This is a genomic window from Undibacterium sp. (assembly GCF_030683615.1).
Lineage (GTDB): Bacteria > Pseudomonadota > Gammaproteobacteria > Burkholderiales > Burkholderiaceae_D > Undibacterium > Undibacterium umbellatum.
On record NZ_JAUXQE010000020.1, the window covers coordinates 45,860 to 61,591 of the forward strand.

The 15,732-nt window shown below is 48.3% G+C and carries 17 protein-coding genes; 6 read left to right on the top strand and 11 right to left on the bottom strand.

Features of this window, described 5'->3' with window-relative positions:
* Window positions 1-84: 84 nt before the first annotated feature.
* Together Q8K39_RS09280 and Q8K39_RS09285 are read right to left on the bottom strand one after the other, a co-directional pair.
* Window positions 85-318: a hypothetical protein gene (locus Q8K39_RS09280; RefSeq protein WP_186956342.1), complete on the bottom strand. Its 234-nt coding sequence runs from the start codon at window positions 316-318 to the stop codon at window positions 85-87.
* 56 nt (window positions 319-374) lie between these two features.
* Window positions 375-1,166, bottom strand: a complete 792-nt coding sequence (locus tag Q8K39_RS09285; protein WP_186956341.1) for a hypothetical protein — start codon at window positions 1,164-1,166, stop codon at window positions 375-377.
* Between the two features lie 589 nt (window positions 1,167-1,755).
* Between Q8K39_RS09285 and Q8K39_RS09290 the strand changes: the two genes are divergently transcribed.
* Entirely contained in the window at window positions 1,756-2,076 is a 321-nt protein-coding gene (locus Q8K39_RS09290) for a hypothetical protein (protein WP_186956340.1), read from the top strand.
* Between the two features lie 102 nt (window positions 2,077-2,178).
* Window positions 2,179-2,709: a PH domain-containing protein gene (locus Q8K39_RS09295; protein WP_305259628.1), complete on the top strand. Its 531-nt coding sequence runs from the start codon at window positions 2,179-2,181 to the stop codon at window positions 2,707-2,709.
* On the opposite strand, the gene Q8K39_RS09300 is transcribed toward Q8K39_RS09295, so the two are convergent.
* A complete protein-coding gene (locus tag Q8K39_RS09300; RefSeq protein WP_305259631.1) occupies window positions 2,710-3,345 on the bottom strand; it encodes a thiol:disulfide interchange protein DsbA/DsbL in 636 nt (211 codons plus the stop codon). It lies immediately after the preceding gene.
* Window positions 3,346-3,613: 268 nt separating this feature from the next.
* Between Q8K39_RS09300 and Q8K39_RS09305 the strand changes: the two genes are divergently transcribed.
* The 4 genes from Q8K39_RS09305 to Q8K39_RS09320 are packed head-to-tail and all read left to right on the top strand — an operon-like array spanning window position 3,614 to window position 5,988.
* Complete coding sequence (locus tag Q8K39_RS09305) at window positions 3,614-4,492, top strand: hypothetical protein (RefSeq protein ID WP_305259633.1); 879 nt, start codon at window positions 3,614-3,616, stop codon at window positions 4,490-4,492.
* A complete protein-coding gene (locus Q8K39_RS09310; RefSeq protein WP_186956336.1) occupies window positions 4,492-4,932 on the top strand; it encodes a hypothetical protein in 441 nt (146 codons plus the stop codon). Before Q8K39_RS09305 ends, Q8K39_RS09310 begins: the two co-directional genes overlap by 1 nt.
* Window positions 4,929-5,582: a hypothetical protein gene (locus Q8K39_RS09315; RefSeq protein WP_305259635.1), complete on the top strand. Its 654-nt coding sequence runs from the start codon at window positions 4,929-4,931 to the stop codon at window positions 5,580-5,582. The genes Q8K39_RS09310 and Q8K39_RS09315 overlap by 4 nt, the downstream gene beginning before the upstream one ends.
* On the top strand, window positions 5,572-5,988 hold the full coding sequence (locus Q8K39_RS09320; RefSeq protein ID WP_186956334.1) for a hypothetical protein: 417 nt from the start codon (window positions 5,572-5,574) through the stop codon (window positions 5,986-5,988). Before Q8K39_RS09315 ends, Q8K39_RS09320 begins: the two co-directional genes overlap by 11 nt.
* A gap of 70 nt (window positions 5,989-6,058) precedes the next feature.
* Here the strand turns inward: Q8K39_RS09320 and Q8K39_RS09325 are convergent, their stop codons facing one another.
* The 8 genes from Q8K39_RS09325 to Q8K39_RS09360 form a co-directional block, all read right to left on the bottom strand.
* Window positions 6,059-7,492: a hypothetical protein gene (locus Q8K39_RS09325; protein ID WP_305259637.1), complete on the bottom strand. Its 1,434-nt coding sequence runs from the start codon at window positions 7,490-7,492 to the stop codon at window positions 6,059-6,061.
* Window positions 7,493-7,604: 112 nt separating this feature from the next.
* A complete protein-coding gene (icmT, locus tag Q8K39_RS09330) occupies window positions 7,605-7,892 on the bottom strand; it encodes an IcmT/TraK family protein (RefSeq protein ID WP_186956332.1) in 288 nt (95 codons plus the stop codon).
* Window positions 7,893-7,910: 18 nt separating this feature from the next.
* Window positions 7,911-9,164, bottom strand: coding sequence for a type IV pilus twitching motility protein PilT (locus Q8K39_RS09335; protein ID WP_305259641.1), 1,254 nt, complete (start codon window positions 9,162-9,164; stop codon window positions 7,911-7,913).
* 13 nt (window positions 9,165-9,177) lie between these two features.
* Window positions 9,178-10,122, bottom strand: coding sequence for a type IV secretory system conjugative DNA transfer family protein (locus Q8K39_RS09340; protein ID WP_305259643.1), 945 nt, complete (start codon window positions 10,120-10,122; stop codon window positions 9,178-9,180).
* 19 nt (window positions 10,123-10,141) lie between these two features.
* Window positions 10,142-10,675 carry a DotD/TraH family lipoprotein gene (locus tag Q8K39_RS09345; RefSeq protein WP_186956329.1) on the bottom strand — a complete coding sequence of 178 codons (534 nt, stop codon included), beginning with the start codon at window positions 10,673-10,675 and terminating at the stop codon, window positions 10,142-10,144.
* A 555-nt stretch (window positions 10,676-11,230) separates the two neighbouring features.
* Window positions 11,231-14,266 carry a hypothetical protein gene (locus Q8K39_RS09350; protein ID WP_305259647.1) on the bottom strand — a complete coding sequence of 1,012 codons (3,036 nt, stop codon included), beginning with the start codon at window positions 14,264-14,266 and terminating at the stop codon, window positions 11,231-11,233.
* A gap of 300 nt (window positions 14,267-14,566) precedes the next feature.
* On the bottom strand, window positions 14,567-14,971 hold the full coding sequence (locus Q8K39_RS09355) for a hypothetical protein (protein WP_305259649.1): 405 nt from the start codon (window positions 14,969-14,971) through the stop codon (window positions 14,567-14,569).
* Between the two features lie 153 nt (window positions 14,972-15,124).
* Entirely contained in the window at window positions 15,125-15,718 is a 594-nt protein-coding gene (locus Q8K39_RS09360) for a hypothetical protein (protein ID WP_305259652.1), read from the bottom strand.
* Window positions 15,719-15,732 lie beyond the last annotated feature (14 nt).

A 15,732-nucleotide genomic window follows, 5' to 3' on the forward strand; every position in this document is an offset into this window, starting at 1 on the left:
AATTTCCTGTTTACAACAAAAGCTCGCCCTGATCAGTGCAGAGTTTGCTTCAGTAACACTTCTGCCCTGGAAAACCTGAGCTACTTACTTCATCGACAATGCGCTGCCACTTACCAGTGATTTGACAGGTGGTTCAGCAATTGCAGACATCATCATTTTCGATGGCCCAAATGGCACATCCATCTTCCCAGCTTTATCAAGCAGGCCCGAACCTTCTTTTGATGACATGACAGATTCAACCAGTTTTTCAACACCATGCTCAATCACTTTCGAACCTACATATTTTGCGGCCATACCGGCCAACACGGGCAATGCCATACATCCTCCTAAACAAAGCGTTAAACACCATAAAAGATTATCACTGCGCAGGCATATTATGCACGGATTGATTCCCGGCATCCCAGAAAAGCACCGGACAACAAGCCTTCCAGATTAAAATATATCTGAGTTTCACGTACCGTGGATAAATCTGCCGTTGACTTGGCAATCACATGCAATAGACGAGAAATAAAGACTGGTTCGGGAAGATGCCCCTGTCCAGCCTGCTTAAAGAAAACGCTATCCACCATAGAAAACAAGTGCATTTCGTCCTGACTCAGGGAGGCAGCTCTACAGCTTATTGCTCCAAAAAAAGCCGCCAGCACCCTGCACAACGAGTAACTACACGTACTTTCATTTTTCTCTGCCATTTCCGTCAGCACATGCACCATTGCTTCAAGCCCTGCACTATCCTGCTTGCGCAAAAATGCCAGTATTGCAGCCTGATAGGCATCACGCGAGATGCCGCAAGCTGCATCCCGGAAACAGCCACTCAAGCCCTCTTCAATGTCCCAAAACAGAAAGGGAGCATAAAAATTGCCACAAGGCGGTGGTGGACGTCCTGACACATCCGATAGCAGCAAGGCTTCTTCATAAAAAAACAGTGTCGGCCCCGCACCAAGATGGACAGCGTCCCTCAAATAAGAAGTCAGTATCATCAGGGCACGTTTAAAGATTCGGACTTCCCTTGCACCCAGTCTAGCTTGCGAAAACGTTTGCTGCACTTCTTTCGCAAAAGTGGTCGGTGCCACGAATCCAGCAACACGCAACATATCAGTCGCATAAGACAAGCCAGAATACACCAATGGGTCTGGTGTACCTGCATTCCCCGAGATGATTCTACTCATATCACTCAGTGCGGCAATCGCACTTTCACAAGCGAGAGAGGACACCATATCAAGTTCATGCCGCCACATTGATCCGCACCTTTTCTGCAATTAAACAATCAAGGGAGTGAGAACAAGCAAATTTATTCTCAGAGATGCCCGCTCTTGCAAACCAGCCTATGTCGAGTGTAAAGAATTATGGCTCGCATTCAGCACTTAGTCAAAAAATAACTCCACACCACATAAATTAATTATACAAACAAAAGTAATAAATTTAACAGTATTATACCGACAATCAATTCTAATTACTAATAGAGGGTGTGTGGCTAGACTTGTTCCGGGCGGGTGACTGACATGTTGTGCATGTAAACAAGAACCAGCTTGAATAAATACCTGTATTACTAAATAATAGTCAATAACTTTATTATGAGAACAAACGTCGGCGAACCGTATTGTTTCGTCGTACACGGCATGGCATTTTGAAAATAGTACGCGGGAGTCATCTCCTTTCCAGTTTTGTGACAACAACCATCAAATCTGATGAAAGCGCTACATGTGTTGCCTTATGCCAGTCTAAATCGCCATGAAAAATTTGCCGGACCCTGAAAAAATGAAAACTCTCCGCGATGCGAACATGATCGACACTGTCGATAACAGCCGTGCCCCACATCTCAAAGACACCAACATCACACCTGGCAGCGCACTTGACCTTGACGGTGACTGCCGTCGCGATAGCAAGGAAATGAGTTTGCACGCGCTATGGCATTTGCAGCACGGCGATACAATGGCCAATGGGCAGGTCAGGCATCCCGAACCAAATTGCGTGCTGGCGCTGCCTAAGGTCCTCCCTAGCACCCAGATCCCGGCAACCCCCAAAATCATGTCAAATACTGAATTATGCACGCCCAGACAATTTGAAGATGACTATTGAATCGGCACCTGAGTTTTTGCATTTATATCACCCGGCGATAGTCATCCCGCCATAGAATAGGGCCACCAGGCCAGGTCCGCACGATCAATAGAAAGGATATGAATGGACGAGCAATTGAATGAGCAGAGCATGCCGTGCCCTGTATGCCGTGAAACCATCAAAGTTGGCGCCTTAAAATGCCGCTTCTGTAATTCCAACTTAAGAACGACCGCTGCGGAGCAAGAAGCAGAGACCGAGCGTGTTCTTTTTTCAGGACATCCAGCCATCATTTATAGCGCATGGCAGTGGCTGGCCGTCATATGCACGGTGGGTATCGCTTTTTTGTATTATTGGCTGGCTAGCATCTCGGTCACTTATCAAATCACCACACAACGCATCAAAATCGAACATGGGTTACTGTCAAAATTACTGGAAAGCGTAGAACTGTTCACCATAGAACACTTTGACGTGTACAAACCTCTGGGTATGCGCCTGGCGGGTTATAGCAGCATCAGGCTCAGGTCCACTGACGCCAGTTTGCCGATAATCAGCATCTATGGCGTTGCTGACCTGGAAAACCTCGCGGACAGCTTGCGGGAATGTTCTTTGCGGGAACGCACCAGGCGCAAAATTACATCCATCATCCAGGCTTGATCAGAAAGCAGCGGGCTTGCCCGCATTCTTTGTATAAAACTCTTTGACCTTGCCAAGAAGGGCGGCTTCAACCGCCTGATTATCTGCATATTCTTGCGGCAGGATAATGGCGCGATTGAACAGAATAAATGCAGGCACAGAATAAATCCCATATTGCCTGGTCAGAGACTCAGCACGACTGACATCTGCCTTGACTTCTGCGCTCTTGAATGTCGTGCCAAATTCTGCTGCGGGAATGCCTTCCTTTTGCAGGAAGCGAGCGATAGATTCAGCATCACTCGCGTCCAGGCTCTTGTCTTGTATGGCCGCAAACACTCTGAGTCGCATTTGATGTTCAAAACCCATCCTGCGCAAAGTGTAGTAGATGGCAGCTTCTTTTTCTCCAATCTTGCTATCACTCTGCCAACTGGCTGAGAAGACCGCAGGTATCTGCTCAAACGCATATATCCCTTGCTGAAACAGGACGGATTGCTTGGCTTGCCAGCTTGCGATAGTAGGCTCGACGGCGCGGCAGTGTGGGCAGGTATACATGAAGAACTCAAGGATTTTCTTGTCTTCGGGCTGCGCCGCCATGGCGGCCTGCATCATTTCCCTGGACTTGCCCGAGTCAGCACAGGCAAGCAGAACGCTAGACATCAGGAAAACTCCTGATATTTTGAGGAATGTATTCCACGCAGCATGTTTTTGCATTTTTTTGCTCAAATTCGGGAGTAGTTTCATTATTACATTGTGCATCAATGTAAATTTAATCATCGAACGAAATAGTAATGCATTTTTCAGGTTATCATCACATTCAGAATGATTTATTTTGCACTTATATTGAGTTAAACTATTATTGTACGATCATATTGGTGCGGCACACTTGCCCATCATATCCTGGACAAAAGAACAAATGGGGTAGCAAATGGAGTATTGGAAACTCGCCAGGTGGCCGCATTGGGCTCCAGGTTTTTTTGCCTTAATGGGTATTTTCTATGCAAGAAAGCTGTTTGAGACCAGTTACCTGACTATTTCTTTCTGGTTCTTTTTCCCCTTCCTGCTCGCTGGAATTGCCTCTGAATTATTGGTCACTGCAGTGAGCCTGAAAAAAAATGTCGGTCTGTTATCAGAAACTGAGCGCAGGCTGGCAAAGCATTTCGACTGGAAAGTGATCGCCACTTTGGCGACAGTTCTGTTTATCACGGCAGCCGTCCTGTCAAACCTGTACACCAAGGGCATACACAGTAGTTGGTACGTGATCGCCATGGCTGCATTCTCGCTGGTGTACGGCCTGGTGCTGCGGCAAGTTTGGCTGGTTGATGTATTGAGTTTTCCCTTGTTTTACCTTATCCCCGCAGTAGCTGGGACGCTTGATACCATGTTGCCTCTGTTTGCCACACAGATAGTGCTGGTGTATATGTTTGGCGTGATGGTGTATGCGGTGCGCCTGACTTCCATGCTGGAAGTGTCGACTATCGCCAATAAAGACCATAGCTACGTGATGACTGGAGGCCTCTACGATCGACAACTGATGACCTGTCTGCTAGGTTTAAGTGGTGCCGTGTTCGCTCTTGCCATGGCGTATCACTTGATAGAGCAAGCCAGCAGGCTGGGCCGGATATCTCTCATTATCATTCCGCTCATGATTTATATCTTCACTCATGTAACGCAGCATTACCGGGTATACGTCAGCGGACAGGGGGAAGAAAAAAATTTCCGCGAAGTGGTATGGAATCTGCGCGTCAAGGTATGCACCTGTATTGCGCTGATTTGTCTGACAGTTGCTGTCAACTGGAGGATTTGATGGCAGCCAGTACACGTGTCAGCCTGGTATTGCTGATCTATCTCTTGTTGGGTGGCATACTGTTCGCAATACCGATATTCGTGCTCATACTGAAAAACATACCTTATCGTTTTGAACTGCTGGCTGGCTTCTACGTCTCGCTATTCTTTTCAAATGTGATAAAAAATTTCATGCTGGGCGGAGGTCTCGATTTTCGCTTAAGTACCCAGGTCAACGACATGTATGGCGCGCGCTTGCAAGGCAGAGCGGGAAGGTTTGTTGATCTGCAATGCATGAGCTTATTGCGTGTATTTGGCGTATGGCTGGTATTTCCTGCCGCGTGGTCATCAAGAATTATTCCACAGACCGATTTGTTTCATGCATATGGACTGAGCCTGGATGCCTGGCTCGACACTTCATCAGCACCTTCCCATGACGAAAAAAAAAGGAGCACACCTTGAGCTACACACTTTTTCTTCACTCGCTGGAACAAAAACGGGATGAAGATGGCCACACAGGCTGTTATAGAGACGATGCTGTCAGGGCTTTGGCACAGGAGGATCTGTCGTCCCTGCTAAATAAAAATCAAGGCCAGGATAAACTGAAGGGGCACGCCATGACGAGGAACAGGCTGGAAGAATTGAATCAACTTTTGCATTCAGGCAGCCAACCAGACTTTTCTGCTTCGGATGCAGCCTGCAGCCTGCAGTCATTTGATGTCAAGTACACCAGTGCGGTTGAACGCTGCAATCTATTCTTGATACAAAAACAGTTAGCCAGTCTAAATACCCAGGCTGCACGTGTTGACGTGGCGGCCAGGCTGACAGGCATTGAAACAAAAGATATCAAGCCTGATGCACTTAGCGCGCCCGAAAACCAGATCTTGCTCAAGGAGCTGGATACGTTCAAAAAGCTCAGCATCAACATCGCTGGCTTACTTGCCTTTGACATTTCACGACAAGAACGTTCGGAACATCTGCAAACGAGCATACAGCAAATCGGGGTTAAAGCCAGAGATATACTCAATGCGCTGTCCCCCTTGCAGCAAGACTTAAAGCGGGAAGCAGATGACCTAAAACAAGTCAACACGGGAATCAGAAATGGAACTTGAGAATGCATGTTTTTACCTGATCAAGGACAGGGGCAGCGAGAAAATCGTGTTCACGCTATCAGATGGCGTCAAGGACCGATTGCGTTTTATCGAACATATGAGTGCGGGTCTGGAAGAATCATTCGACACGGCCAAGTCTACTGTCATCAGGCGCATTGGCAATGCCACCGAGGTGTGGGAAGATGAGTTTGCAGCCAAGGTATTGGGCTTGCTCGTTCATGACGGGCTGGAACTCGATACCCTGGAATCCTTACAACTGGTTCAGAAGATACGCCAGCAATCACTGCCATTAAACGACTTGAGTAGCATACGTGGCATGGTCCATCAACTCCATGAAGAACGTAAGGAAGTAGAAGCCTCACGGAGTAATTTGTGGCACGCAATTGCGCATCGCTCTGCAATCTGATTCGTCCTCCCAAAAAAATATGGCACCGCTTGTTATGCGGTGCCTTATTTTTTGCTTCCTCTGTTCTTGCTTAGTCGGTAACGATAATCAATCGGCCCAATAATTTGGATTCCACTTGCCGAATACGCTTGCCGGTTGCGATTTCAATTTCACGCAGAGCGCCGTCGAAAGTGCCAAAAAAAGTCCCGCCTGTTTTAATGTCCTGATCCTTGGTCTGGTAAGACAGTGAATAACCATTCTTGGACGCCATACGCAACAGCGCATTACGCAAGGTTTTGTCGTTCAATGAGATTTCCCATTTGGTACGTGGTGCCTCCACCACTTCGACATTTGTCTGCACCGGAAAAGAAACAACATTATTGTTGGCGGAAGTTGTCGCAACTTCAGTGATGACATTGTTGTCTACGACCGATGTTGTGCTTTGCGCTTCTGCAGCGTCAAATTTAACAGGCCTGATGCTGGTATTGGATTCATCTGAATTTGCAGCATTGAACAATCCTGTCTTGCTCATTTTGTAGCCACCAGTCGCCGGTGCCGGGAAGCGGTAATCAGCACGTACCATTCTTCCTGTGACTTGCTTGCTATCATGGTCATCAACACTGATAGGTTGCGCCACAGGTTTGTTCTTGGTTTCATCCTGTGAAACAGAAGATGGCTCAGCCTTGATCTGCTTGCTACGGGCATTCAATTGCTCCAGCTTGTCACGGTATTGTGCTTCCAGCGCCTCCAGCTGCGCCATTTTTTCCTTGGTCGCCTGCTCCACGCGCTGGCTGATCATGCTGTCTATCGTAGCGTCCGACATTTTGACACCAATACTGGTACTGCCACGGCTGTCGCCAACTTCGGCCAGTGTGCGTACGGGCACTTCTACGGTGGCAATCGGAACTGTCCTTGCTTCAGTAATCGTCGCTTGTGCAGGCTGCAGACGCAGGGCAATCAAGGGTTCAGGAGTTTCATATTGCTGTCTTACTGTGACATGGCGCAGTATGCTTTTGTCTTTACCCTGACTGATCAACTGCGAGGCATAGGCACGGTTCGAGATCGGTACCAGCGTAATTTCTCTGCTTTCCCAGTTGATGTCTGCAATCAGCTTGTTTTTAAGCAGCATCCCATCCAATGCCATGACCCAGGTTTCAGCACTACTCCACTCAATTTTGTTTCTAAGATTCACGCCCTTCAGCGCGAATACACGCCATCCCTGGCTCTCGGGTACGATACCACGCAGGCCCGTGAGCATATCCACGCCCTTGTTGGCGGCTACCGGTATCATCACCAGCTCCATATCGATGCGACCATGATGCAGTGTATTGGCGGTTGCGCCGATCACACGCTCTTCACGAACATCGACAAGCTTTCTCTGTGCGCCAGATAGCTGATAAACGTAAGGGGTATTGGGATTGCTGACAACTTCAAACCCTGCCATTGCACTGGGCGCGTAAGCACTAACGCCGCCGGCAAAAATGCTGGAAACAATGACACTCAATAAACTGCGTTGATATTTCATCAGTAATCACTCCACTAGCCTGCGGCTACAAAAATTTAATTTTTATTGACACTTGATCTCTCTTCACTGAAAGGATAGAGCAGAGACAAGGAGCATGAGTTCTACATGCGGTTTAACTACGATAGCGTTTCATTTCATTCCAGTTTTTTGCATGCCGGACCTTGCCACCGATAGCGCAGCGAATCAGACGAAACACCACCATGGGTGAATACTTGAAGCGCTCCAGTATCGACAGTGCGACAATCACTGTGATCGCAACAACAAAGGTAAACATGTTTGCATGCAACAACCAAAACAACAGCGGAAATACTGCAACATAATTGATACCCAAAAATCGTAACTCTCTTGCAGAGTCGCGCCAGATTACCTTCGACGTACCGTCATCAATCTCATTTGCCATTTCAATTCCTTATTGGGGTCAATTGCTGCCCAGCATGCGCTCTGCCTGGCTTGCACTGACTTCATACTTCTTGTATTCGATTTCGGAAATCATGCCTTCATGATAGTAACGACGAGCTTCATCCACCAGAAGCTGCTTTCTTTCCTTGACCAGGGAATGTGTCAAGAAAGGAAGCATGTTGACATCGTTCCCGACTTGTTCGATCAGGCGGGTTTTCACCTCATCATCAAATACCAGGAACTCACGCAAGGCGATGCGTTTGAAGTTGCCATCGTCATTTTTTTCCGTTGAAGCTACCAGGCGCTGGGTCAAAATCACTTTGGTGGTATCAATCAGATCCACCATCTTGGACACCCGTTCTTCATGTGGAAAGACGTTCACCATACGCTTCCAGGTTTGTCCTACCGAGTTGGTATGCAGTGTCGAATACACTGCCTTACCGACCTGTGCAGCCTGAATGCCGGCATTGATAGTTTCATGATCACGCATTTCGCCGACCATCAGAATATTTGGATCTCGCCGCACCGCATTTCGGATAAATTCAGAAAAAGACTTCAGGTGACGGCCTATTTCATGCTGCGCCACCATGGATGAATAGCGCTTGCACTTATCAAACACGAATTCGATGGGATCTTCGCCGGTCAGTATGCGTTTATTTGATTCTGGCTGCTCCAGAATGTATCTGATAATTGCAGCCAGCAATGTCGTTTTACCTGAACCTGTCTCGCCTGTGACCAGCACCAGCCCTATTTCTGGAAAAAGCTGTTCCATCAAATCTGGCGGCAGCTTCATGGTCGAGATTTCAGGTGGATTTTCCTGCAAAGGCCGCATGACTATCTCTACACCAGGCCCTGAAGGAGAAAGACATCCAGTGGCATTCATACGAAAACGTACTGATACGCCACGCTGCCCCTCCAGCTTCAACTCATAAGCATAATCAATGGCTTCGCCGCCACCGAGCTTGGATGGTCCATTGGTACCATACACTTCAGTAACAATGGTATTGAGTTCACTGGTTTCCAGACTGCGTTTGGTCAGTTTAAAGATAGGCTTGCCTACCCTGACCTTGACTGGATCACCGGTCTTCAGATAAATATCCGACACACCGATGTCCAGACAATGCTGCAGCAATCGGCGAAAGGAATGTTGTTCGAAAGTGTTTGGTACATCCTTGAACGCATAGCGCGCCTCGACCGCTTCGCGGTCAAACGTCACATCCTGATTCTTTGCTGGCTTGGGGGCAAGCGAAATGGGTTGTACAAGCGCAGACATAATTAACTCGCAATCAAAAGCTGGGGAACAACATCCAGTCGCTGGAATTCAAGTTGAATTCTGGACGCTCGGTAATCGTCAACGTAATATCATCAATAGAGATGCCCGTTTTTCCGTTTCCAGTAACACCAAGGCGATTACGCGAAACAAAAGGTTTGGTGACCAGGTTTTGCAGCAACAGATATTGATAACGCTGCATACCAGAAAAGTCTTCGTTCAACATCGCCAGGTTCTGGCGATAAATCGCATTTGCCTGCTCTACACCTTTATCCCAGCCCTCAGCCAGGGCAAGATTCCAGACACGCTTTTCCTCATCGCTTTTGGGAAATAGTGCTGGGTGCACATCATTACCTGGTGTGCCTGCATCAAAGATCAGATAATTTTCCCAGATAGGGATGGTGGTGATCAGCCGAGCCTGTTTTTTAATGCGGAAACTGGCTTTGGAATAGCGCAGTACATCCCCCCGGCCATCCTTGTCACTCAAGAGATTCTTTGCGCCCAGGATCACTGGTGGCTGCATGACGCAATTTTCATTCGGACGCTCAGCAATCAATTTTTGCGAGTAGCGATCTTTCTCTTCTTTGCCGCAATCTAGCATTAGCGGAGCAAAATTGAATATCCTGTCCATCTCTGATCTGTGTCGATACAGGAACTCCTTGATCAGTATCGACCTCGCAACCAGGCCATTGCGTATCCCCAGGCCATACGCAGCTTCACGTACAGCGGCAACGCGCAGATCGCGTATGTCACTGCCTTTAAATGGATCATCGTCGCTGCGTTTGGCTTTGGCTATATTCTCCGCAGAAAAGTCAGTGAGTAAAGGTGCAGCGGATTCTCTTGCCACATTTTCTGTCATGACATTCACCGTGACAGGCTCACCCTTGCCATCGTAGGCAAAAGCGACTGACGTGCACAATGCAGCCATGGTTACTGCGACAATTTGACTTACTTTGAACATAAATGATCCGCTATCAGAATTAGTCAAAAAAGCGAACCAGAACTTTTCTTCTCGCTTCATCCACTACGATATCTGCACGGGAGCCGGCTTGTAAGCCTGCATCGCGCAAGATAGAGGCGATGGACTGCTCCCTGGCGTTGATTTTTACCATGACAGGGATAGCTGGAACGCTGCCTTCAGGTTGCATGTATTCATATCCCGAACGTATCGCCATTTGGCGCGCTACTTCCTGGATTGGCCCAGCTTCCCAGACAAAGCTGATTTTCGCAGTCATGCCATAGGGTTCTTTGGTATTGGCCGCTTTATCCATTTTCACTTGCTGCGCAGGGGACAACTGGGCTTTCTCAACGGCAGCACGGGTATTGCTTGCCTCTGCCAGCAATTGCGAGTTGCGCTCTATCGAGTCTGCAGTCGCCAACAATTGCTGCTGCAATGTCACCGTCTCGGACAATCGGGATTTCTGATCTTCTGCGACTTTGGGATTTCTCGTCTGGCAACCGGCCAAGGCTGCAGAAACAGCTAGTAGACTGACAGCAAATTTGATCTGATTCATGGTTGAAGTCTCTGAGTTGCGAACGCGCATCGTTTAAAGCCCTGTCGATACTGAAACTCCCTCTATCATCTACATCAATGATGAAGTGAAATTTCCTGTTTATTTCCGTTTTGGTGGATGAAAATCAAGATTAATCAAAAACTTTAAGACAATGATAGCATAAAATAATTGCACATTTTATTGAAATTGCATTACCCAAATACAGTATTTTGAGCAAATCATGAGATTCTGATTTTCCCGCAACAAAGAACTCTGAAGCAAAGAAGCGAGCGCCACTGCAAGCTGCACAAAAAAACAAATGCGGCCAAGTAGCTGAGAAAAAATGGGAGCCCCCCCAGCAACTGCAAATTCTGCGCAGTCTATGCTATGGGGGGTGTAGAAAAACCTGCTTTTGCAAAATCAAAGGGGGCGCGGCGGTCAGCGCTCCAACGAATGTAGCCAATAACACGCCAGTGTTAACGCAATTTTTAGCGTAATTATGAGCGCAGCACTCAAAGACGGGCAACACTGCTTGCCACCCGCCTTCAAGTTAATGCCAGAAGAAACAACATCGCCTTATACTAGCGCTGCCGCACGTTTCTTCTCTTCATGGTCTTTTTTGTGTGAATAGACCAGCAATTCCTCTGCCATGGCCTCGATGATATTGGTATCATCATCCTCGCCTATCATGCCGGTGGCAGATTTTCTGGCAAGTTCGCGACGTTCTATCTCATCCATGGCTGAGCCATCCGGATAATTTTCTGCCAATACCCTTCTGGCCTTGGATGATCCTATGGCGCGGTATAACTTATCCCTGAGAATAGTATCTTTACGTGTGGTGGAGAATGCCCACAATTCCATAGGGCCAACAGTGTTGGTCAGGAGTTGCTCGTTCCGGTGTTTCTTGGTCGAGAATATTGCCAGGAAAGTTGAACCACCAGACCGTGGTGGATGAACCCGCCCCGATTCAAGCGCATGACGGGCAGTTTTGGACAAGCCAAAACGATCTCCTATTTCTTTCACTTGTGCCGCGTCACCGCCATCAAGGACGAAAATGGAAGTCGCAAATTCCACCATCTCTTTGTCAAAGTCATTCATGGATTGCGATAGCAGACATACCTGCACACCCCATTTACGACCTTCACGCATATACACCAGAACCTGGTCACGTACCACGGGTGAATTTTCAGTTCTGTGGAATTCATCAAAGACGACGCGTTTCGGGTCTTCCTTGATTTCATCCACACGCACCTTGTGATAGGCCTTGTAAATGGGGCGGCATTCTTGCAGATTTTCTTCATTAAAGAAGAAGTTGCGTGTACCTATGAACTGTCCCAGCATGTACATGATACCGGTGCGGCGATCAGCGGCAGCACCACCGGACTTTGCAACCTCGTCAAGATCAATCGCCACAATACGGGTGTCGCCGATGTCGAATCTGGTGGTGGATGTCAGCACTGGATACTCACGCAAAACTGACTGTATCATGCGCGAAAATGCATCAACAATGGTTTCAGAAGTGGCAGTTTTGGGTTTGGTATACACATCCCTGAAAGACTGATCCTGCACGACGGAAGTCAGGTCATTCATATTCGGTACCGCAAATCGCTGAGCGAGGATGGCTTCATGCACCATGCCATGCTTGAACAATTCATCGGTGATGTCCCACCAGGTAGTTATCCCATCGGTATGCAAACCTAGTGATCTGACGGCCGCGTCGACTTTTTCATCCTGATGCTCGGAGTAGCGCTTTGGACTCTTTTCTGGCGAATACAGGCGATAAGCCTCATCCACCACCATGCCACAAATATCTGGCATACCATCGTAGGGCTCGGTTTTTCCCATGGGCATGGTCAGCAGGGTCAACAGGTTCACCAGGAAAGCGCGCTCTTGGGGTATAGGGTAGTGATAGCCTAGCTGGGTATCGAAAGGGTTGACCGCATATTCTGGCGTCATGCGCAGACGGAAGTAATTGGCCAAATGCTTGAGATTGGGTGGCAATGCATCTTTCACCAGGGATATCAAACCACTTGATGAGGGACCAATATCGATAATGGAAATCCGCGGCAGGCGCTTCAGGCCAGGCATGACGCAAATCGCCCAGTTCAGCATGTTGGATAATACTGACTTACCAGAACCCGGCTTCGCAAAGATGATGTCAATCCAGGTAGTCTGTTTGCTGGAGCCCGGCTGGTAAGGCCATAGTTTGCCATCCGGGGAACGGAATAATACTGCACCTTCTTTCCAGGACGAAGCTGGACGCTGCAAAGGCATCATGTAGACGATGTCTGGCAAAGGAGCAATGGCTGGCGTCCCCATATTTTTGGTCGAAAAACCTACCAGGGTGGAAGCAACGCCTTCGAAAGGATCGCCGCTTTTGTCAAACACCTCCATACCGCCCCATCCTTCGATGGCGCGCGCCAGTCTTTGCTCCCTGCTACGCAAGAGTTTTTCTTCACCGACTGGTGCCCAGGTCGCAAACGACATCGACACCTTGACGACTGTGCCCCCCTCCATGTCCTGGTAATTCTGTAGCGCCTGCACGGCATTATTGGCCAGCTTGTTATTTGACGAGGCAAACGAGATCAGTGCGGCAATCATGGACTTCATGCCAAAACCACGGACTCCTCCCCCCTCCATCATCATGGAATAGCGCCAGGGCAAATCGGCCTCTCTCAGGCGAGCAAACAAACGCTGGAAAGTACTGATATCCTTGGGGAACAGGTACACATGGACAGGCGCAATGATCCGATCCCCTATGCGTAACCATTTACCATTCAGTTCCTCCGCATCGCGCGGCATGATCTGATGTTCAATGCGCGGATACAGGATATCGGATATATCACGGGGATGTGGATTTTCAAAAGCGCGTGGGGATATCTTGTCACCCAGCAACCGCGGCTTCCATAATTCGTCTGTGTAATCAGCATCATAGGACATGCGCGCTACCCGCAATGCCGAGTGAGCATCCAGAATTTCACAATCAAGGCCAGCCGTTTCCAGCTCCAGTTTGACTGACCGCTTGAAAGAACTATGCCTGTCGCGCAGTTCGCGTATCGCCGCAAACACATACTGACTGTGTTTCATGACGGGCACGTTATGTTCTTTATTGAACTGGATTTTTTCTTTGGATGCCGTAGCGGCTTCAGCCTTGGTCATGGAAGAACCATGCGTCCACAACACCAGATAGCATTCTTCATGAGAAGTGTATTGCGACATGTGCGCCACTTTGGCATCGAACATGTCTTGTACATCCATTTGCAAATTTCTTGCGGTTTCTCTTGAACCATCCAGTGCATAGCTGATGTCACGCACAACAAAATCCTTGTCGCAACCAAAGACTACTTGCATGTGATGCCCGGCAGTGCCGAAAAAGGACTCAATACCCTGCATCAGTGAGCGGTGGATGGAGGCGAACTCTTCAACCCCGACCAGGAACCTGGCACCATCGACACGAATAAAACTGATCAGAGATCCATCTTTGGCTACCAGCGTGCTCTCATCATCGGTCGTTTCCAGTTCACAGTAAACTGAAGCAGCACTCCTGAACATGGAACCTGCCCAATAGACAAATTCATCCACGCCTTCAAGTACAGAATTTACTACCGACATATTTTCTCCGTTCAATTTACAACAGGACAGGCAGGCGATCAACACCTCCAATTGGCCCAGACACCTTACGACCTGGAAGACTGGGCATGGCATAGCCTACAAACTCATAAAAAAGCGGCGAAACTGATGATGCTTTTATGGTGAGGTACTTAGTCAATTTCTTTTGCTTATACAAAAGCCTCGCAGACTTGGCCTGCGAGGCTTTTGTGGACTGTCATAAAATTCCCGCAAGTTCAGGCAATTTCTGGTGTCTTTCCGCAGGATAGCTGCGTGTACTTTGTCAGCAAGTCCAGCCAGGTATCAGGTACCGAAGCTGCTGTACTGATAAGAAACTTTGTCACTCTTCTGTGTACCGCCCCAGAGAGACTGACCAGCGGTAGTCATGAGTGATGGCAAGTACAGCAGGCCCGCTGCGACAGCCAGCATGACGATAGGTGTGGACAGCGGTGTTTGCTGAGGGTTGTCCTTGTGCGCCTTGAACTTGAACATGGAGCCACCAGCCAGCGCTACACCAGCCATGTAGCAAGCCCCTTGAATCATGACTTGAACACCGTTAATACTCTTGGATGCATTCATCGCTACATCACCAATCGATGTGCCAGCCTGCGCGAACGCGAGTTCCGGCATCAGCGCCACAGCTGTGCCTGCCGCCACGCCCAACACAACACCCAGCTTGCCTTTGATACTCTTGTTAAGTTTTTTCATGGAAACACTCCTAAGCTTTAGAAATAGATGCAACAAAGTCCGGTAAGAACATCGCTAAGAATACCTCAGACCAAAAATGCTTTCAAGTTTTTATACAAACAAAAGTCAAAATAATTACGACTTTGCGACAATAAAGAGGAGTTACTCAGGCTTTCAGTTGATAATGTTGCTGATACCCAATGATCTCTGCAAAACTTCCGAAAGTGCGACGATGTTCAGGCAGAAGGTGCCGCCTACCAGTAGCACGATGGCGCGCTTGGCCGTGTCCTCCTTGTGACCACCACCAGAACCCAGCATCTTGAGGGCATACCAGCCACGGGCAAACGCAATCAGCCCGATCAGATTGACAAAACCAATGACAACCTTCGCCGCCTTGAGGCCCTCTGCATCCAGTATGCTCGACGAGGTATAGGTCATGATAGTGCTGGTCCCGAAGGTAGACACCAAAAAGCTGTCTAATGAAGATGACAGATAAAACAGGCCAGTTGCGGCCAGCAGTGTCATCACTACCGACATCACCCCTTCATTTGATTTTCTATCTCCTATCCGTTTCAATTTGAACAGGGAAAAACCAAACAAAAACATTGCCACCACAAAACTCATCGCCTGCGCGAAGTTCCACAACCCCGGTATGCTCTCGCCAAATTTCAGCAGCATGGTCATGGCTGTTGGGCCCGCAGCAAATGCTGGCGCAGCCAGCAGGCTGGACGCCATTCCGAAGAAGAGGCGAGTGCGAGAAATTGACATCAACATCTCCAGAC